Consider the following 20,287-nt stretch of genomic DNA (forward strand, 5'->3'; position numbering starts at 1 on the left):
GGCAAGTGGCTGACGCAAGAAAAGTGATAATGCGTCAGCCACTTACCGACTTAGGCGTAGCCGCTTACTGACTTACCGACTGATTATCAATTCAATGACGCGCCTGGCTTCTTCGTGCTGGACCCAGTGGGATGCATTTTCGAGGAAGACCAGACGGCCGTTATCGCAAAGGTCGATACTGGGTTGAGCCATTTCCCGCTTCAGGAACTTGTCGCGGGTGCCCCAGATGAGCAAGGTCGGGATGGTGACCCGGATGGAGGAACGACGGGCCGGAGGTTTGCGGAGAGAGGCCCGATACCAGTTGATCATGGCCGTAACGGCTCCCGGTTGCGACCAGGCGGCTTTATACTGCTGTAGATCTGCACGCCGGAATGTTCCCGGACGACTGCTGCTCAGCAAGGTACGGACAAACATAGACCAGTTTCCGGCGCTCGACAGCGTTTCAGGTAGCCAGGGTAGTTGAAAAAAACCAATGTACCAGCTCCGCATCATCTGGCCGAGGTTGCTGCTGGCATATTTCTTCATCACAATAGGATGCGGCACATTCAGCACCACGAGCCGTTCGACGCGCTCAGGGTACGAAACGGCGGTCCACCAGGCCACGGCGGCTCCCCAATCATGTCCGACAACCACCGCTTTTTGTCGTCCAGCCGCATCTATCAAACCGATCACATCGGCCACTAATGTATCAAGACTGTAAGCGTCGATGCCGTTTGGTTTGTCGCTCAGGTTATAGCCGCGCTGGTCGGGTACCCAGACACAGTAGCCCGCTTCGGCCAGCGCATCGATCTGATTTTTCCAGCCATACCAGAATTCCGGAAAGCCATGCAGCAGAATGATGAGCGGACCATCGTCCGGCCCGGCCTGCACCACATGCAGGCGGACCGGCGAGGCACTGTTGATGTCGACAAACGTGTGCGTCATTGACGATTCTTAAAAGCCAAAATACTGCTCAGCGTTGCGGTAACAAATGTCCTGCACGATCTGGCCCACCCAATCAACATCGTTTGGCAATTCGCCATTTTCGATATCGTTCCCGAAAATATTGCAGAGAATGCGCCGGAAGTATTCATGACGGCTGTAGGACACAAAACTGCGCGAATCGGTGAGCATACCAACAAAAGCGCTGATGAGGCCCATGTTCGACAGGGTGTTGATCTGCTTTTCCATCCCGTCTTTCTGATCCAGGAACCACCAGCCGGAACCAAACTGTACCTTACCCCGTACGGAACCATCATTGAAGTTACCAACCATCGTTGCCATCACTTCGTTATCTGCCGGATTGAGGTTGTACAAAATGGTTTTTGCCAGTTGATTCCGATCATCAAGACCACCCAGGAAGCGAGATAGTGATGCCGCCTGTTGGAAATCGCCGATGCTATCCCAGCCGGTGTCCGGTCCTAAATCGCGCAGTCGGCGGACATTGTTATTGCGAAGGGCACCCAGGTGAAACTGCTGTGTCCAGCCTTTGGCGTGGTCCCATTCCGCAAACTGCACCAGCATGAACGACTTGAATTTAAGCACATCAATCGGCGAAACATCGACTCCACGCAGCAAATGGTCGAAAATCCGCTGCACATCACCTTCTTTATACGGTTCAGCATAGACCATCTCCAGACCGTGGTCTGACAGTCGGCAGCCCATCGCTCCAAAATAATCATGGCGGGATTTGAGCGCGTCGAGGTAATGCGTCAGGTTTTGAATGTCATGGTTCGTTACGGCAGCCAGCTTCTGAATATAGCTCCGCAAAGAAGCCGGGTCTTCAGCTGCCATCGCTTTATCGGGCCGGAACGTGGGCAGGACTTTAACACCAAAACCACTCTGGGCTATCGTTCTGTGGTGTTCCAGGGAATCGAGCGGGTCATCTGTTGTACACACCACGCGCACGTCGAAGTGGTTGAGCAGCGCACGGGTAGATAAATTTGGTAGTTGCTCATTACATGCATCATAAATAGACCGGGCTGATGCAGGATTCAGAACCTCATTGATACCAAATGGATTTTTCAATTCCAGATGCGACCAGTGGTAAAGCGGATTTCGAAGGGTATAGGGAATAGTTTCTGCCCACTTTTCAAACTTCTCCCAATCCGAGGCATCGCCGGTACAGTACTTTTCAGAAATACCGTGAGTACGCATGGCCCGCCATTTATAATGGTCGCCATGCAACCAGAGCTGACTCATGTTCTCAAACTGCCGATCGGCCGCGATCTGGTCAGGGGGCAGGTGGCAATGGTAGTCTATTATCGGCATTTGCCGGGCATATTCATGATAAAGCCGACGCGCTGTTTCGGTTTGAAGCAGAAAGTCGTCGGAAAGGAACGTAGGAGCGGGAGCGAGGGTATACATAGTTGATTAAAGCAAAAGCCGGGTGGTTTCTTTCGGTTTTTGAGTTATTTTTTTTGATCAGGTAAGTCAGTCAGCGGGCGAAGCCGCTGACTGACTTACCACGAAATAAGGTAAAAAAGTGCTTATGTTGCCTTTCCTTTCCGAAACTTCTATTTGTTTTCAACATGCCCACCCCTTCCGGACGCTTTCGGTGGCGGATTGTTGCCTTGCTCTTTCTGGCAACGACCATTAATTACATAGATCGCCAGGTCCTGTCGTTCACGATGACAGATGAACTTTTTCGGAAGGAAATGCTCGAAATGGCCCCCAATGCCGTACTCACCAAAGAAGCGACAGACCGGTTTAAAGTGCTTTATGGTGATGTGGATGCAGCCTTTAAATTTGCCTATACCATCGGCTTTCTGCTGGCAGGCTGGTTGATCGACAAGATCGGAACCCGGCGGGGTTTCTCGCTGGGTATTTTTGTCTGGAGTATTGCTGCGGTACTGACAGCCTTTGTCAATTCCATCTCCGGACTACGATGGGCACGGGCCTTTTTAGGCCTGGGCGAATCGGCCAACTTTCCCTCGTCCATCAAGACCATTGCCGAATGGTTTCCCCGACGGGAACGTTCCTTTGCCAATGGTGTATTTAACGCGGGTGCTAATGTCGGCATTATCCTGACAGCCCTTGTCGTTCCCTATCTGATTCTTCAATTTGGCTGGCGAAGTTCTTTTTTAGTAACGGGCGTACTCGGGTTTTTCCTGCTTATATTCTGGTGGCAGATATACAGCAAGCCCGAACGAAGTCGCCAGCTCTCCCCCAGAGAGTTGGCGTATATACGGAAAGACGACGAAAAAATTCCGCCCCTCAAAGTATCCTGGGGCCAGTTACTGGGCTACAAACAAACCTGGGCGTTTGCCGTCGGGAAGTTTATGGCTGATCCGATCTGGTGGTTTTATATGACCTGGCTCCCGGATTTCTTTAATTCGAACGATGCACTGAATGAGAACCTAGACCTCAAAAGTTTTGGTGTGCCCTTTCTCATCATCTACGTTGTTTCCGATGCAGGCAGTGTCTTTTTCGGTTGGCTAACGACGCAATTTATGCGTTGGGGCTGGTCGGCCAACAGGGCCCGTAAAACAACGATGCTCATTTGTGCGCTGTCTGTAGTGCCTATTTTCTTTGCCGCTCAAACCAATAGCCTGACGATTGCCATTGCCCTGATTGCCCTGGCTACGGCGGCCCACCAGGGTTGGGCGGCTAATATGTACACCTTCGCATCGGATTTATTTCCCAGAAACGTAGTAGCCTCCGTTACCGGAATTGGTGGTATGTTTGGGGCCGTTGGCGGAATCCTGCTGGCATTACTGTCGGGCCGGATCATCACCGCCTTCGGCTATTTGCCGATGTTCATCATCGCCAGCTGTTCGTATTTGATAGCCCTGGTTATTATTCATCTGGTTTTACCTAAAATGGAACCCGTACGGACAGAAGAGCTGATGAACCGCTTTAGCACATCGGGTAAACTGTCATAACACAAATCAGCTGGCTGTTAAACGAAAAACTTACTTATGAAAATTGTCACCTTCGGCGAAGTGATGCTTCGACTGAGCCCCCCCGGTGTTCAACGATTTGCGCAGACAGACACCCTGGATATGCACTTTGGGGGCACAGAAGCTAATGTCGCTGTGTCGCTGGCACAGTTTGGCATGGAAGCAGCACATGTTACCCGCTTCCCGGACCATGCGCTGGGTCGGTCAGCGTCGGGCTATCTTCGCCGGTATGGTGTTGACACCAGCCACATTGTCCAGGGCGACGGACGAATGGGTCTCTATTTTCTGGAAACAGGTGCCGGAAGCCGTGCCAGTCAGATTATTTACGACCGGGTCGACTCAGCGTTTTCGCGCATACGCCCCGATGAAGTCAACTGGGATAGGGTGTTACAGGGCGCTTCCTGGTTTCACTGGACGGGCATTACACCAGCGCTTTCGCAGGGGGCTGCCGATTGTTTGCTGGCCGGTATTCAAACCGCCAATCGGCTGGGCGTTCCGGTGTCGAGCGATATTGTGTACCGAAGCAACTTATGGCAGTATGGCCGGTCTCCACAGGAGATCATGCCCGCCCTGACGGAAGGATGCACCCTTGTACTGGGCAGTAAAAACCTGTTTTCGGAGCTCTATGGTGTTGTTGGCAGCACCTTTCAGGAGTCGGGCCGGGCCTTGATGAAACGATTTCCTAACGTTCGTTACGTCACCGACACCAAACGACGATCCATCAGTGCATCGCACAACCAGTTGTCGGCCAAATTATTCGATGGGGATACGGTCTACAAATCACGCATGCACGACATCAACCCGATCACCGACCGTATCGGTACCGGTGACGCGTACATGGCGGGGTTAATTTATGGTCTGTTAACCTTCAACGACCTGCTGCGGGCCATTGAATTCGGGGCAGCCGCTTCGGCCCTGAAACATACCATTGCCGGCGATGTTAACCTGGCCACCATTGCCGAAGTCGACATGCTTGCCAATGGCGACAGTTCCGGAAAGCTGAAGCGATAATAGCAAACGATCTGTATACAGACTACCCAGTGCTCATTTTGTGACGGGTATATCCTCATTCTGTCTCTTTGGATAAAATAGCCGCTACGGTTCGAGATGTAGTTCGTATTATTGCTGAATTATGAACAGTACATCACAAACTTTCCAATTAAGTTAATAGTAAACCTGTCTGACCGATGACTGCAGACCCGTTTGATGCACACCCTACCATGGCTAAATTAACCCGTTCTACCCACCCTGCTCCCGTTTTTCCTGAAAAGGTACTTCAATTCGGCACAGGCGTTCTGTTACGAGGCTTACCCGATTTTCTCATCCAGAAAGCAAATAACGAAGGTCGTTTTGAAGGCTCTATCGTTGTCGTAAAATCCACGGATAATCATACGGATGACTTTTCAGAGCAGGATAATCTGTACACAGTTGCCGTGCGGGGCCTTCAGCAGGGCGAAGAGGTTGCAGAAAACACGATTGTTTCGGCCATTAGCCGGGTGATGGCGGCTCAGACCCAGTGGAAGGAGATACTGATGCTGGCCCGGAACCCCAAGCTACAAATCATCATCTCCAACACTACGGAGATTGGGTTGAATTATGTTGAAGAAAGTATTTTCCAACATCCTCCACAATCCTTCCCCGCTAAACTGACGGCGTTCTTATATGAGCGGTTTCGGAGCGTGGGCGGCTCCAAGGCAAAGGGACTTGTTGTGATCCCAACAGAGCTGGTAACCGATAATGGACTCAAACTACGGGATGCGGTCGAGCAGCTGGCGAAATTTAACGAATTAGGCAAGCTGTTCACCAAGTGGCTCAAATTCCACGTCCGGTTCTGCAACTCGCTGGTTGACCGGATCGTTACCCGCCCCACCGACGATGCTCAGCAGGCTTTGCAGGAAGAAGTGGGCTATGAAGATGATCTGGTTACCTTCACAGAGCCCTACCACCTTTGGGCCATTGAAGGCGATGACCGCGTTCGGGAAACACTTTCCTTTGCTGGCCCATCGACTCCGCAGATCATTATTGATGAAGACATTAACTTCTACAAAGAGCGTAAACTCCGGGTGTTGAACGGCACCCATACGCTCACCATGCCGCTGGGTTACGTACTGGGGCTCGAAACGGTAGCCGACGAAATGCTCCACCCTGCCATGAGCAAGTTCGTTGAATCGCTGATGCTGAACGAAATTGTTCCGACAGTACCCGACTACGACATTCCGGGGATGGATAAAGCCGCTGTGGCGCAGTTTGCCCATGACGTGCTCGACCGATTCCGAAACCCCCACCTCGACCATTTGCTGCTCAATATTTCGCTTCAGCAAACGGCTAAAATGCAGGCTAGAAATGTAGCCACGCTGCAACGGTATTATGAGCAGTTCAACGAGGTGCCGAAATTGATGGCGCTCGGATTTGCGGCCTATCTGCTGTTCATGAAAGTCGTTCGGGAAGAAGGCGGTGAGTTCTTCGGCGAGATTGCTCTGGCGAGTGGCGGCAAACTCAATTACCCTATTCGGGACGATAAAGCCGGATACTTCTATGGCGACTGGAAAACGGTGAAGGAGGGCGATCCGGCAACGGTGCAGGAGTTTGTCAAGAGCGTTCTTTCGGATCTGACTCTCTGGCAAACGGACCTGACAGCCTTGCCCGGTTTCAGCGAGGCCGTTGCTCAAAACCTGAATTCGCTCCTGACCATCGGTGTCGTCAAGACGTTGGAAGGGGCCGTTGCCTAGTTTCCGGACAAAACATAAGAAAGCCGCTCCGGCGCAGATCAATCTGTACCGGAGCGGCTTTCTTATGCACCAAACACCTATAAAAACGTACGTATTTTTTCAGCGGTGGCAGCCAGTTCGTCTTGCGTTGGCTTCATTTTGTGATGAAAGTTCATATCGGCCATGGAATTGAGCGGAATCAGATGAACGTGGGCATGTGGCACTTCCAGTCCAACAACAGCCACACCGATGCGCAGACACGGAACCGCCTTCTCGATAGCCGGGGCTATTTTCTTGGCAAATGCCATCAGGCCCAGGTACAGATCATCGTCCAGATCGAACAGGTAATCGACCTCTTTTTTGGGAATGACAAGCGTATGCCCCGTGGTGGTAGGCATAACGTCCAGAAAAGCGAGGTAGTCGTCGGTTTCGGCGATTTTGTGCGCAGGTATCTCACCAGCAACAATTCGGGAGAAGATAGAGGCCATACGTAAATGAAGAGTGAAGATTTTAGACTGAAGAATATGTTTGTGCAACCCCTTATTCTACATTCTTCACGTTATAATCTTCCTTAAAATTACCGGGCGATGTCAATGACTTTAAACTCCAGAACGCCAGCGGGCACTTTGATCTCTGCCGTTTCGCCAACGCGTTTACCGAGCAGCCCTTTACCAATGGGAGAACCTACCGAAATACGGCCCGCTTTCAGGTCGGCTTCCTCCTCAGAAACGAGTGTGTAGAGCATTTCGGCTCCGCTTTTAACGTTCTTTATTTTAACCTTCGACAGGATCGACACCAGCGACGTATCAATGGTCGACTCGTCCAGCACGCGGGCATTGGACAGAACTTCTTCGAGTTTCGATATTTTCAGTTCGTGCAACCCCTGCGCATCTTTTGCCGCATCGTACTCCGCATTTTCGCTGAGGTCTCCTTTGTCGCGTGCTTCGGCAATTTGATGGGCAATAGCAGTCCGTCCTTTCGTTTTTAGTTCAACCAGCTCGGCCTTGAGCCGATTCAGTCCTTCTTCGGTGTAATATGAAATCTTTGCCATAATCTATTAATACTTACTCGTTATTCGCCTTAGTTTGTCAAGCTCCTTAAAAACAAAAAGAACGGTACACTGACCGTTCTGCAACCAAATTGGTTTTCTTTGCAGACGCATCAGAGTCGCCGTCGGGTTTCCGAAGCGCTCGGTTTGGGGATGTGATAATTTGTTCGCTGCATCTGCAAAGCCACTGATTGGCCGGTCATATTCCAATAAAACGCATTCTTCGCAACGCGTCTTGTGTTACAAAAGTAAAAATACTTCACGGCTATATCAACAAATAGCCCGTGGTCTGATCAAAAAACGATTTACTGATCCATGTCGCAACCGCTTCGCATCATATTTATGGGTACCCCCGACTTTGCCGTTGCCAGTCTGCAACGACTCCTGGGGGCAGGCTGTCAGGTTGTAGCCGTCGTAACGGCACCCGACCGCCCCTCGGGACGGGGTTTACAACTAACGCCCTCGCCCGTCAAGAAAGCGGCCGAAGCCGCCAATTTACCGGTCCTTCAACCCGAAAAGTTACGAGACCCTCTCTTTCTTGAGCAACTGGCCAGTTACCAGGCCGACCTTCAGGTTGTGGTTGCCTTTCGGATGCTGCCGGAGGTTGTCTGGGCCATGCCTACGATCGGGACATTTAATTTACATGGCTCCTTATTGCCGCAATACCGGGGGGCCGCGCCTATCAACTGGGCTATCATCAACGGCGAAACCGAAACCGGTGTCACCACTTTTTTTATCGAAAAAGAGATCGACACGGGTCAGATGATCTTTCAGGATTACGAACCTATTTACCCCGACGATTCGGCCGGAACGGTGCATGACCGCCTGATGGAACGGGGGGCCAGTCTGGTCGTAAAAACGGTACAGGCCATTGAAACGGGAAGCTATCCGCGCACGCCCCAGCCTGTTGCGGAGAATCTGAAACCCGCGCCCAAATTAAGCCGCGAAACCACCGAGATCAACTGGAACCAACCGGCTACCCAAATCCGAAACTTCGTGCGGGGCCTCTCGCCCTACCCGACGGCCTGGACAAAGATCAACGGAAAGGTTTACAAAATTTATGACGCGTCGATAGCCAACGAGTCACCCTTTGCGGCTGAAGTCGGCGAAGCGTATTCGGATAACAAGAAGCTTATTCTTGTAAAAGCGGCAGATGGCTGGCTTCAGATCGATGCTCTCCAGGCCGAAGGCAAACGACGCATGACCGCCGAAGAGTTTTTGCGGGGCAATAAATTGTGAACCGAATTCGCAGGATTCTACTGATTCCTTTGATTGGCTCAATGTTAGGGTCTGTGTTTTATGGTGGTGAGCTGGCAGTTTCTTAAAACTGACAAGCGGGGTTTCGCCAAACCTGGCTGATTTATCGAACTAGCATGATCGAGCGTTCGTGTAGTTTAGAATTTAGTAAGGGGCCAAACCTTGATATTGTCGCGAAGGATGTAAGCCATTAGTAAGACCTATGCGCTATATGTCTTTGCCTTCCGTACTCCTAAACCATTCCAGCATGAAACGACTTCTTTACTGTCTTTTGCTTACCATGCTCAACCAGTTGACCGCCAACGCCCAGAATGAAACCTACGCCGAGAAACTGGGCTTCCCGAAAGGGAAGAAGGTTGTCATTTTCCACGTCGATGACGCCGGAATGAGCTACGAATCGAACGTGGGGACGATGAATGCGATGGATAAAGGCATTGCCAGTTCAACCAGCATTATGATGCCCTGTAGTTGGGTGCCCCATTATTTCGACTACCTGAAAACCCATCCAAACATGGATGCAGGTGTTCACCTGACGTTGACGTCGGAATGGAACGGCTACCGGTGGTCGCCATTGGTGGGGAAGGCAAAAGCGCCCGGCTTATATGATGAGCAGGGTGCATTCTGGCACTCAGTGGCTCAGGTAGCTGAACACGCATCGGCCGACGAGGTAGAAGCCGAGGTTCGGGCCCAACTGGCTCGCTATCGGTCGTTTGGGCTGGAACCCACCCACATGGATTCGCATATGGGAACGCTCTTCGATCCTAAATTCATCATGCGCTATGCGAAAGTAGCCATCGAAGAAAAAATCCCGATTCTTTTTCCGGCCGGGCACGCATCGCTGATCTTCAAGGCCAACAACATACCGGCTCCTATGCAGCAGATGGTTCAGCAAATCGGCAAACAACTCTGGGATGCGGGCCTACCCGTTATGGACGATCTTGATGGCACAAGCTACGGCTGGAATTTACCGGCTGGCTCGCCAAAAACGGACGAAGCGTTACAGAAATATAAAACACAGAAGTTCATCGAACTGTTGAACTCAGCAAAACCGGGCTTAACGTACATTATCATGCACTGCACAGCCCCCAGCGCCACATTCGAACAAATCAGTAACTCAGGGCAATCGCGCAAAGGCGATATGCTGGCCATGATGGACCCGGCTCTGAAAGCCTTTGTTCAAAAAGAAGGCATCATCGTCACCACTTGGCGCGAGTTAATGGAACGACGTAAAAAAAAGAGCGAAAGAATGAAAGAGTGAAAGCGCGATTCCGCCGGCTAACCACTCTTTCACTCTTTCGCGCATTCGCTCTTTCACTCTTTTGATTTATGAAGATCAGTCTAATCTCTGCGGTTGCACAAAACGGCGTTATCGGTCGTAATAACGATATGCCCTGGCATTTGCCCGACGACTACGCGTTTTTCAAACGCAAAACCAGCCATCACCCCATTATCATGGGTCGTAAATCGCTGGATGCGCTCGGCAAGCCGCTGCCCAACCGTACCAACATCGTTATTACCCGAAACACGAACTTCACCGCAGCGGGTACCCTCGTTGTACACACCCTTGAGGATGCCCTTGCAGAAGCGAAAAAAGCAGATGGAGCCACCGACGAGATTTTCGTGATTGGCGGGGCCGAGATCTACAAAATGGCCTTGCCCATAGCCACAACGCTATATCTGACTGAAATTCACCGGAATTACGAAGGCGACGCCTATTTCCCAACCTTCGACAAAAGCGAGTGGACCGAGGTCAGCCGACAACCGCACCCCACCGATGAGCGCCATGCCGCTGCCTTTGATTTTGTGGAGTATGAAAAGGTATAGAGTAACTGGCACGGGTATTTACCCGTGCCAGTTATCTCGTCCGTATTTACTGGCGTAAACTAACCGGGACGCCGGACCGGCTTGCATTATGAGAAGGTACGACAGGGGCCCTGTGCGGTAAATACCCGCGCCAGCTACCGGCAGCGAACGATCTGAATTGGTCTAATTCAACCGCGCCAGACTGGCGGTGGCACTGACAGAGAACACCGGCGTTTCTTCAAAGCGGGAGGCAACGATAACCTCAGTACCCTCCTGATATTGGGTAAACAGATCTTTTGAGAGTTGGGGGCAGTTGTTGTCTTTCGATAAGTGCGACAACAGCACATGACTCATGAAGGAGGGCTTGTGCGTTCGAAAGAGGTCCAGCGCCTGCTGGTTGGAAAGATGTCCCTTCCCCCCGCGAATTCTATTTTTGAGGAAGTACGGATACCGGCCTTTTTCCAGCATGTCCTCGTCATAATTCGCTTCCAGGAAAGCGGCATGACACTGCTTAAAATGATGAATAAGGTGTTCGCAGGGGGCGCCAATATCGGTAAAGACGCCCACTTTGGTATCGCGTCCGGCCACCAGAAAGCTATGCGGATCGGAGGCATCGTGCAGCTTTGGGAAAGCCGTAATGCAGAGTTCGCCAATCCAGACCGGCTCGTAACCGCGCAGGGGCCGAAGGGGGAAACCGGTTTGCGGTAAGCCTGAATTGTTCAGCGTACCCGGTGTGATAAAAACAGGAATCTGGTATTTTTTGGCCAGTTGCGGAATACCCCGGATATGGTCGCCGTGTTCGTGGGAAACAAAAATGGCTTTTACGGTTTGCAGCGATAAGCCGAGCCGCTCCATCCGACGTTCGGTTTCCCGGCAGGAAATTCCAGCGTCGATCAAAACAGCTTCCCGTTCATTTCCAACGTAATAGCAATTACCGTTGCTGCCTGAGTTTAATGAGGTAAAAAACAATTCCATAATACTACAAATAAACAGCTTTTTAGGGATTGTTTTAGCCATTCGGCAATCATAGAAGGAGTACCGCTATCGGCCTGCCGCGACTTAACCGATGGTAGCCCCCCGGCAGCGACAAGCTTGAAATAAAACCCCAAAGCCCATTTTTCGGGTAAAATTTGGCATAAACTGTCTTGTAGGCTTTAGAGCCGCCATTAGTCACTATGTCAACCCATCACGAGTACATTCTTAAGGTATCTGGACTTACGAAAACATTTTCGGGGGTGAAAGCGCTGGATAATGTCCAACTGAGCGTTCGGGCGGGCGAAGTTCATGCGTTGATGGGCGAAAACGGCGCGGGGAAGTCGACTTTCATGAAAGTGCTGATTGGCCTATTAACACCGGACGACGGCGAAATTATCTTTGACGGACAGGTGCTGGACACCAGCAACGTTAGTGATGCCCTCAAAAAAGGATTGTCCATGATCCATCAGGAAATTCTGGCCGTTCCCGAACTGACCGTTGCCCAGAACATCTTTCTGGGCCGCGAAACCAGTGGTAGCCTCTTTAGCTGGCTGGACGACCGCCGAATTACCCAACAGGCCGATGAGTTGCTGAAACAAATGGGCCTCACCATCCGGCCCAACCTGAAAATGAAGTACCTGAGCGTGGCCGAAATGCAGATGGTCGAAATTGCCAAAGCCATTTCCAACAACGCCAGAGTCATTATCATGGATGAACCCACTTCGGCACTGACCGACCACGAAGTGGCGACGCTGTTCCGCATCATCGGCGAACTGACGGCTCAGGGCGTCGCCATCATCTACATCTCCCACAAGATGGATGAGATCTTCGCCATCGCCGATACCATTACCGTGTTGCGGGACGGCAAGTACATCGTGACCAAACCAGCCGCCGAACTCGACGCCGATTCGTTGATAACGCTTATGGTTGGCCGGGAAATAGACACCTTATTTCCGGAAAAAGCCAGCCCAATGCGAGAAGAAGTCTTCTCCGTTAACAACCTCAGCAGCGAAGGCAAATTTACAGACATTACCTTCCAGGTTCATGCCGGAGAAGTGCTGGGCATTGCGGGGCTGATGGGTGCCGGACGAACGGAGATCGCCCGCGCTATTTTCGGTCTGGATAAGATCAGCGGGGGTGACCTCTATCTGAGAGGCAAAAAGATTGCCATCCGGTCTCCGCACGAGGCCATTCGGCAAGGTATTGGGTATGTGAGCGAAGACCGGAAAGTGTTTGGCTTTATTCCCCGCTTATCGGTTAGCCACAACATGACCCTGGCCAGTTTAGCCCGTCATGTTAAAGGCGGGTTTATCCAACCTCAAAGCGAGATCGCTACCACCGAGACAATGATGGCTGACCTGCGTATAAAAGCGTCCAGCCCCGATCAGCCCGTGACGTTTCTGAGCGGAGGCAACCAGCAAAAAGTAATTATCGGCAAAGTGCTTCTTTCGCAGCCAGACCTGATCATCCTTGATGAACCCACGCGGGGCATCGACGTGGGGGCTAAGGCGGAAATTTATAAATTGATTCACCAATTGACCGATAAAGGCCTGGCAGTCATCATGATCTCATCGGAACTACCCGAAATACTCGGCATGAGCGACCGGGTGATGGTGTTGTCGAAGGGAAAGCAAACCGCCATGCTGTCACGGGCCGATGCCACGCAGGAAACCATTCTGCAATATGCCATGCAACCCTGACCAATACACTAGTTTCTGAGTATTCAATACAGCCTGATTACATTACCTCATTACCCACTATCGATGAAGAAGCGTAGTACGCCATTTTTCCCAAACACCGCAACCTCTTACCCGTCAGGCATCCGACGCCTTGGTCAGTACGGCCTTTTTATTGCGTTTATAGTGATCTGTCTGGTGCTTACACTCGTCACCCCTAAGTTTCTGACAGTCCAGAACCTCATGATCATCGTGACGCAGGTGTCCATCAATGCCCTGCTGGCCTTTGGTGTCACGTTCGTTATCATAGCTGGCGGCATCGATTTGTCCATTGGCTCCATGGTGGCGGTTACGGGCGTCGTGGCGGCTTCCTTCGCCCACCCGGACACTTACCCGGTTGTGGTTCCTGTGCTCGCGGGTCTGGCCGCCGGACTGCTGTTCGGGGCGTTTAACGGCTTCATCATCACGCGCAGCAAAGTACCGCCTTTCATTGTCACCCTCGGTACCATGACCATTGGCCGGGGGCTGGCGTTAATTTTGAGCAAAGGCCGTCCGGTATCCAACTTATCCGACTCGTTCAATTTCCTGGGGGGTGGTAAAATCCTGGGCGTACCAACACTGATCCTTATTCTGATTATGCTGTTTATCGTCTGTTCCATTATCCTCAAACGAACCGTTTTGGGTCGCTATATCTACGCCGTTGGCGGCAACGAACTGGCGGCCAACGCATCCGGTATTCAACTGAACAAGGTTAAAATGGTCGTTTACACACTTTGTGGCGGGCTGGCGGCTTTAGCGGGCATTCTGCTAACATCGCGCATCACAACCGGCCAGCCCAATGCCGGAACGGGATTCGAACTGGATGCCATTGCTGCGGCTATTATTGGCGGCACCAGCACCTCGGGCGGCACCGGCACCATGACGGGAACCCTGCTGGGTGCATTGCTCATTGGCGTCATCAGCAACGGACTGGACCTGATGAACGTCACCTCGTATTACCAGCAGGTCGTGATGGGGGCCATCATCATTGGCGCCGTGGTGCTGGACAGTATGAATCAATCGACTAAGGGATAATTTATGTACCAGACAGCCACTGGCTGTTTGCCTTGCCTTCACCTCAGACAGCCTCTGGCTGTTTGGTACAACTTAAAAACCAACATGAAACGTCTTTCGATACCTTTTATCACCGCTACCCTTTCCCTTACTGTTCTGCTGACAAGCTGTAGTCAATCCACCTCAACAGAAAAAACGACGGATGACGGCGGCAAAAAACTCGTTGTAGGGGCTACTATGCTCAGCATGCAGAACGAATTTATCGTGAATGTTCACGACGAAATGAGCAAGAAAGCGGAGGAAGCCGGGATTGAGTTTATTACGGTCGATGCGGAACGGTCGGCGTTGAAACAGGTCGAACAGGTCGAGAGCTTTATTGCCCAAAAAGTCGATGCCATCATCATGAACCCGTGCGAGGTGGAAGCCAGCTCTCCGGCCGTGGCAAAAGCATTGGCGGCAAAGATTCCGATCATCAACGTCAATTCCGAAACAAGTACCAAACCGTCGGCCTTTGTCGGTTCCGATGATGTCGAATCGGCCCGAATTGCCATGAAATACATTGCTGAGAAACTGGGCGGTAAAGGAAACGTGGTGATGATGCATGGCTACATGGGTCAGGCCGCGCAGATAAAGCGGGAGCAGGGGGCAAAGGAAGTGCTGAAGCAATACCCCAACATCAAACTCATTGCCAACCAAACCGGCGAGTGGGACCGGGCCAAAGCAATGGCACTCATGGAGAACTGGATTCAGTCGTTTGGTCCGCAGATCAACGCCGTTTTTGCCCATAACGACGAAATGGGCCTGGGAGCCGTAAAAGCCCTGACCGATGCGGGGATGAAAGACAAGGTCATTGTGGTGAGTATCGACGCCATTCCCGACGCGCTTCAGGCGGTTAAAAAAGGCTCTTTGGACGCTACCGTTTTTCAGAACGCCGAGCAGCAGGGGTCCAAAGCCATTGAAACGGCCATCAAGGCCGCAAAAGGACAACCGTTTGACAAAGAAACACTTGTGCCCTTTCAACTGGTTACAAAAGATAATTTGAGCAAATTTTTAAAGTAGGTATATTTGGTAGGAACGTGTAATTAACCTGTTAAAATGGAAATGCCCAGGGTGATATATCAACGCATTCGACGTCTTACCGGCATTGGCTATTTCAGCCTGGTCCTATTCCTGCAAAGTTGTGGGGTCGATAAACCAGCTGAGATTGCGCAACTGGACGATAAGCTGCCCGAAACCATTGATTACAATCTGCACGTTAAGCCGATTCTTTCGGATAAATGTTTCTTCTGCCACGGACCGGATAAAAACAGCCAGAAAGCAGGGCTTGAACTAGCCACGCCCGAAGGAGCCATGGCCGCGCTGAAAAAGGCCAAAGGGAAACACGCCATCGTTCCCGGCGATCTGGCCAACAGTGAAGTCTACCACCGCATCGTGACGACCGACGAACACGACATGATGCCGCCAAAAGCGTCGAACCGGGTGTTGACCACCTACGAAAAAGCCGTTCTTGTTAAGTGGATCGAACAGGGCGCTGAATATAAACCTCACTGGGCACTCATTAACCCGCAACCGTCAGCGTTACCAACCGTAACAGACACGAAATGGCCCAAAAACCCAATTGATTATTTCATCCTGAACAAACTGGAAGAGAAAGGGCTGAAGCCATCACCCGAAGCCGATAAGGAAACCCTCCTGCGCCGGGTAACCCTCGACCTGACCGGCCTCCCTCCTACGCTGGCCGAAACAGACGCATTTCTGGCCGATACATCGCCCAATGCCTACGAAAAGGTGGTGAATCGGTTGCTGAACTCGAAACATTATGGCGAGAAGATGGCGGTCGACTGGCTGGATGTATCCCGGTACGCCGATACACACGGCTATACCGTGGACCGATACCGCCCCATGTGGCCCTGGCGCGACTGGGTCATTCAATCCTTTAACCGGAACCGCCCCTTCAGCCAGTTTATCACCTGGCAACTGGCGGGCGACCTCCTGCCTAACCCCACTCCTGAACAGCGGCTGGCAACGGCCTTCAACCGGAACCATTCCCAGAATATGGAGGGCGGCATTATCAACGAAGAGTTCCGGGTTGAATACGTGGCCGACCGTACCAACACCCTCGGAACGGCACTAATGGGGCTCACGGTGGAGTGCGCCCGCTGTCACGACCATAAATTTGACCCCATTTCGCAGAAGGATTATTACAGCCTCTTCGCCTTCTTCAACAACGTGGACGAAGCCGGGCAAATATCCTGGGATGATGCCATGCCGGTGCCTACCATGCTGCTAACCCAGCCCAAACAGGATAGCCTGCTGGCCTTTCTCGACACCAAGATAAAAGCCGCCGAACAGGGGTTGAAACAAACAATAGCGGCTGAACAGGGAGCCTTCAACCAATGGCAGGCTCGAACGAATACGGTACCCTTTGACGCTAAAAAAGGAATACAGGCCCACTTTACCTTCGACAAGCTGGTGAAGGGTCGGTTTGTCAATGAGGTGAGTGCCAAAGACAGCGGCAAGGTGCTCGATCCGGTTGTCGTTCCGGGTAAGTCAGGAAACGCCTTTCAATCCAATGGCGACGATATTCTGACGCTGGGACAAGCGGGTGTCTTTAACCGTTCGCAGCCGTTTTCAATTGGCGTTTGGGTCAACATTCCGAAAGATGTGTCGAAAGCGGCTCTGGTACACAAAGGCAATGGCGATATTCTGTATAATTTCCGGGGGTATTTCCTGAATCTCCGCGACGACAAAGCGGAAGTCCTGATGGCGCACACATGGCCCTACAACAGCATTGTCCGCATCAGTCGACAGGCATTACCTAAGGAAAAATGGGTTCATTTAACCATGACCTACGACGGGTCGAGCAAGGCAAACGGCCTGCGGTTATATGTGGATGGGCAGGAAGCAGCTCTCCTTACCGAAAAAGACAATCTCTATAAAGACATTCTGTTCAACGGAAAACAGACCGGCCTCATGGTTGGGGCCGATATGCGGGGGCCAGGCTTCAAGAAAGGCCTCGTCGATGAACTGGTTGTGTATAATCGAACGCTTTCCGCGCCCGAAGTGCAGGCACTGGCGCAATCGGTGGCGCAGGTGACGCCCCTGAAAGGCGACCCGATGAAGCAGTATTACTTCAGCCATCAGTCAGTAGCCTACCAGCAGCAACTGGCAGCCCTGCAAAAACTACGGGCCGAACGGAACAGTATCGTCGAGCCCATTCCGGAGATCATGGTGATGGAGGATATGAAAACGCCCCGGCCCACCTTCATTCTCAAACGCGGGGTATATGACGCCCACGGGACACAAGTTCGTCCCGATGTACCGGCAAGTGTTTTGCCCTTCTCGCCCGAGCTGCCCCGTAATCGGCTGGGTCTGGCCAAATGGTTACTGGACCCGGCGAACCCCCTGACGGCCCGTGTGGTGGTTAACCGCTACTGGCAGACCTATTTCGGGACTGGCCTTCAGAAATCAGCTAACAACTTCGGGAATCAGGGCGGCCTGCCTACCCATCCCGAACTGCTCGACTGGCTGGCCATTCGGTTTCGGGAAGGAAACGGCAGTCCGACGGATCGCTGGAATATGAAAGGGATGCAAAAGCTGATTGTGATGTCGGCCACGTATCGCCAGTCGTCCCGCGTTACGCGCGAAGCGTTAGCCAAAGACCCGGAGAATGTATGGCTGGCTCGTGGGCCTATCTCACGACTGTCGGCCGAAATGATTCGGGATAACGCTCTGGCGGCCAGTGGACTTCTCTCGAAAAAGATGGGCGGTCCCAGCGTGAAGCCCTACCAGCCCGAAGGCCTGTGGGCGGTCAACAATACGACTTATGAGCAGGACAAAGGCGAAAGCTTATACCGGCGCAGTCTGTACACCTTCTGGCGCCGGACCAATCCGCCACCGTCCATGAATACCTTCGATGCTCCCTCGCGCAGTTATTGTGTTGTTCAGCGGCAAAAGACCAGTACGCCCCTGCAAGCGCTGATTCTCCTCAACGACCCGCAGTTTGTAGAAGCCGCCGAAGTCGTTGCCGAACGCGCCTTTACGGAATACAAAACGCTGCCCGATCAGCTAACACAGGTTTTCAGACTACTCGCCAGCCGTAAACCAACCGCAAAAGAACTGGCCATACTGACCCGGCTTTATAAACATGAACAGCAAAAATTCACCCAGAGTCCGGACAAAATGAAGGGCTGGCTGCAAGCTGGCGAGCATAAACCCGATGACAAACTGAATAAACCCATGCTGGCCGCCGGTGCCGTTGTTGCCAGTACCGTCATGAATTCCGAAGCCTTCGTTACTAAGCATTAAGTAGCGCCGACCGTCCGGTCGGGAAATGAGCCGTTAAACATCATACACTCCCGACCGGGACGGTCGCCGGGCCGACGCTCGGCATTACAAGCTAAACAATGAGTGAGAAACTAGCGCAACATCTGGCTGATACGTTTAACCGACGGTCTTTTCTGACCAAAGCCTCACTGAGCTTAGGCTCCGTGGCATTGGGAGCGTTGTTACCACAGAACCTGTTCTCCACGCCGAACGCACAGGAGACATTAACCGTCCCGAATCGCCCGCCGAAGGCCAAACGGGTCGTGTATCTGTGCCAGAGCGGTGGTCCCTCCCAACTGGAGCTATTCGATTATAAGCCCTACCTTAAACAAATGCATGGGAAAGACCTGCCGGAGTCGGTACGAAAAGGGCAGCGGTTAACGAGCATGAGCGCCCAGCAATCGGCTCTCCCGCTGGTGAGTCCACCTTATCAATTTGCCCAGCATGGTAAAAGTGGGGCCTGGCTCAGTGAACTGCTGCCCTACACGGCCAAAGTAGCCGACGACCTGTGTTTCATCAAGTCGATGTATACGGAGCAGATCAACCACGACCCGGCGCTGACATTTTTCCAGACCGGCAATCAACTGGCCGGACGACCCAGCATTGGTGCCTGGGTGAGTTACGGACTAGGCAGCGCCAACGAAAACCTGCCCGCCTTCATCGTTCTGGTATCGAAAGATGCACCCAAGGATCAACCTCTCTATGCCCGTTTGTGGGGCAACGGTTTTTTACCCTCCCGGCATCAGGGCGTGCAGTTCCGGTCGGGAGCCGACCCCGTGCTTTACCTCAACAACCCCGGAGGCTACACAACAGCCGACCGGCGGTATATGCTCGATGCCTTGAAAGACCTGAATCAGGTGCAGGAAGAGATTTACGGCGACCCCGAGGTAGCTAACCACATTGCTCAGTATGAGATGGCCTTCCGAATGCAAACGTCGGTACCGGACGTAAACGACCTCTCCAAGGAGCCGGACTGGGTTTTTGATCTGTACGGCCCTGAATCCCGAAATCCCGGTACTTTCGCTGCAAATTGCCTGATGGCGCGACGGTTGCTGGAACGTGATGTTAAGTTTGTGCAGCTCTATCATCAGGGCTGGGATCAGCACGGGGGGCTTCCGGCGGGCATAACGCAGCAGTGCAAAGCCACCGATCAGGCATCGGCGGCACTGGTACAGGACCTCAAGCAACGCGGTTTGCTGGATGATACGGTTGTCGTTTGGGGGGGCGAGTTCGGCCGAACCAACTACTCGCAGGGAAAACTGACCAAAGACAATTACGGTCGCGACCATCACCCGCGCTGCTTCACGATGTGGATGGCGGGAGGGGGCGTAAAACCCGGCATTACCTACGGCGAAACCGACGAGTTCGGCTACAATGTAGCTCATAATCCGGTACACGTGCATGATTTCCAGGCCACGCTGCTCCACCTACTGGGCGTCGACCACGAAAAGCTCATCTATGAATTTCAGGGGCGACGCTTCCGGTTGACGGATGTAGAAGGAAAATTGGTGAAAGGAATTCTAGCCTAGGCGAACTTAATTGGCCGCGCTGGCGCAAGGC

At 52.3% G+C, this 20,287-nt stretch carries 16 protein-coding genes; 11 read left to right on the forward strand and 5 right to left on the reverse strand.

Going from position 1 to position 20,287, the window contains the following annotated elements:
• Window positions 1–72 precede the first annotated feature (72 nt).
• Together ACYVK4_RS30035 and uxaC are read right to left on the reverse strand one after the other, a co-directional pair.
• A complete protein-coding gene (locus ACYVK4_RS30035) occupies window positions 73–924 on the reverse strand; it encodes an alpha/beta fold hydrolase (RefSeq protein ID WP_461131284.1) in 852 nt (283 codons plus the stop codon).
• A gap of 9 nt (window positions 925–933) precedes the next feature.
• Window positions 934–2,346, reverse strand: a complete 1,413-nt coding sequence (gene uxaC, locus ACYVK4_RS30040; protein WP_461131285.1) for a glucuronate isomerase — start codon at window positions 2,344–2,346, stop codon at window positions 934–936.
• Window positions 2,347–2,510: 164 nt separating this feature from the next.
• Between uxaC and ACYVK4_RS30045 the strand changes: the two genes are divergently transcribed.
• The 3 genes from ACYVK4_RS30045 to ACYVK4_RS30055 all read left to right on the forward strand — a co-directional run bounded on the left by ACYVK4_RS30045 (window position 2,511) and on the right by ACYVK4_RS30055 (window position 6,610).
• Window positions 2,511–3,863, forward strand: a complete 1,353-nt coding sequence (locus ACYVK4_RS30045; RefSeq protein ID WP_461131286.1) for an MFS transporter — start codon at window positions 2,511–2,513, stop codon at window positions 3,861–3,863.
• 36 nt (window positions 3,864–3,899) lie between these two features.
• Window positions 3,900–4,892, forward strand: coding sequence for a PfkB family carbohydrate kinase (locus ACYVK4_RS30050; protein WP_461131287.1), 993 nt, complete (start codon window positions 3,900–3,902; stop codon window positions 4,890–4,892).
• Window positions 4,893–5,068: 176 nt separating this feature from the next.
• Window positions 5,069–6,610 (forward strand): tagaturonate reductase, encoded by a 1,542-nt coding sequence (locus tag ACYVK4_RS30055; protein WP_461131288.1) that lies wholly within the window; start codon window positions 5,069–5,071, stop codon window positions 6,608–6,610.
• A gap of 77 nt (window positions 6,611–6,687) precedes the next feature.
• Here ACYVK4_RS30055 and ACYVK4_RS30060 read toward each other — a convergent pair whose 3' ends face one another.
• Window positions 6,688–7,077, reverse strand: coding sequence for an HIT family protein (locus ACYVK4_RS30060; protein WP_461131289.1), 390 nt, complete (start codon window positions 7,075–7,077; stop codon window positions 6,688–6,690).
• Window positions 7,078–7,166: 89 nt separating this feature from the next.
• Window positions 7,167–7,640, reverse strand: a complete 474-nt coding sequence (greA, locus tag ACYVK4_RS30065; RefSeq protein WP_461131290.1) for a transcription elongation factor GreA — start codon at window positions 7,638–7,640, stop codon at window positions 7,167–7,169.
• 312 nt (window positions 7,641–7,952) lie between these two features.
• Between greA and fmt the strand changes: the two genes are divergently transcribed.
• The 3 genes from fmt to ACYVK4_RS30080 all read left to right on the forward strand — a co-directional run bounded on the left by fmt (window position 7,953) and on the right by ACYVK4_RS30080 (window position 10,718).
• Window positions 7,953–8,876, forward strand: coding sequence for a methionyl-tRNA formyltransferase (gene fmt / locus ACYVK4_RS30070; RefSeq protein ID WP_461131291.1), 924 nt, complete (start codon window positions 7,953–7,955; stop codon window positions 8,874–8,876).
• A 265-nt stretch (window positions 8,877–9,141) separates the two neighbouring features.
• Window positions 9,142–10,152: a polysaccharide deacetylase family protein gene (locus tag ACYVK4_RS30075; RefSeq protein WP_461131292.1), complete on the forward strand. Its 1,011-nt coding sequence runs from the start codon at window positions 9,142–9,144 to the stop codon at window positions 10,150–10,152.
• A 68-nt stretch (window positions 10,153–10,220) separates the two neighbouring features.
• Complete coding sequence (locus ACYVK4_RS30080; protein ID WP_461131293.1) at window positions 10,221–10,718, forward strand: dihydrofolate reductase; 498 nt, start codon at window positions 10,221–10,223, stop codon at window positions 10,716–10,718.
• A 162-nt stretch (window positions 10,719–10,880) separates the two neighbouring features.
• On the opposite strand, the gene ACYVK4_RS30085 is transcribed toward ACYVK4_RS30080, so the two are convergent.
• A complete protein-coding gene (locus tag ACYVK4_RS30085; protein ID WP_461131294.1) occupies window positions 10,881–11,672 on the reverse strand; it encodes an MBL fold metallo-hydrolase in 792 nt (263 codons plus the stop codon).
• Between the two features lie 200 nt (window positions 11,673–11,872).
• On the opposite strand from ACYVK4_RS30085, the gene ACYVK4_RS30090 reads away from it, so the two are divergent.
• The 5 genes from ACYVK4_RS30090 (at window position 11,873) to ACYVK4_RS30110 (ending at window position 20,256) form a co-directional block, all read left to right on the forward strand.
• Complete coding sequence (locus ACYVK4_RS30090; RefSeq protein ID WP_461131295.1) at window positions 11,873–13,372, forward strand: sugar ABC transporter ATP-binding protein; 1,500 nt, start codon at window positions 11,873–11,875, stop codon at window positions 13,370–13,372.
• A 63-nt stretch (window positions 13,373–13,435) separates the two neighbouring features.
• Window positions 13,436–14,422 carry an ABC transporter permease gene (locus tag ACYVK4_RS30095; protein WP_461131296.1) on the forward strand — a complete coding sequence of 329 codons (987 nt, stop codon included), beginning with the start codon at window positions 13,436–13,438 and terminating at the stop codon, window positions 14,420–14,422.
• Window positions 14,423–14,506: 84 nt separating this feature from the next.
• Entirely contained in the window at window positions 14,507–15,460 is a 954-nt protein-coding gene (locus ACYVK4_RS30100; RefSeq protein ID WP_461131297.1) for a sugar ABC transporter substrate-binding protein, read from the forward strand.
• Window positions 15,461–15,502: 42 nt separating this feature from the next.
• Window positions 15,503–18,709, forward strand: coding sequence for a DUF1553 domain-containing protein (locus ACYVK4_RS30105; RefSeq protein ID WP_461131545.1), 3,207 nt, complete (start codon window positions 15,503–15,505; stop codon window positions 18,707–18,709).
• Between the two features lie 98 nt (window positions 18,710–18,807).
• Window positions 18,808–20,256, forward strand: coding sequence for a DUF1501 domain-containing protein (locus tag ACYVK4_RS30110; RefSeq protein ID WP_461131298.1), 1,449 nt, complete (start codon window positions 18,808–18,810; stop codon window positions 20,254–20,256).
• Window positions 20,257–20,287 lie beyond the last annotated feature (31 nt).

Source organism: Spirosoma aerophilum (assembly GCF_054782495.1).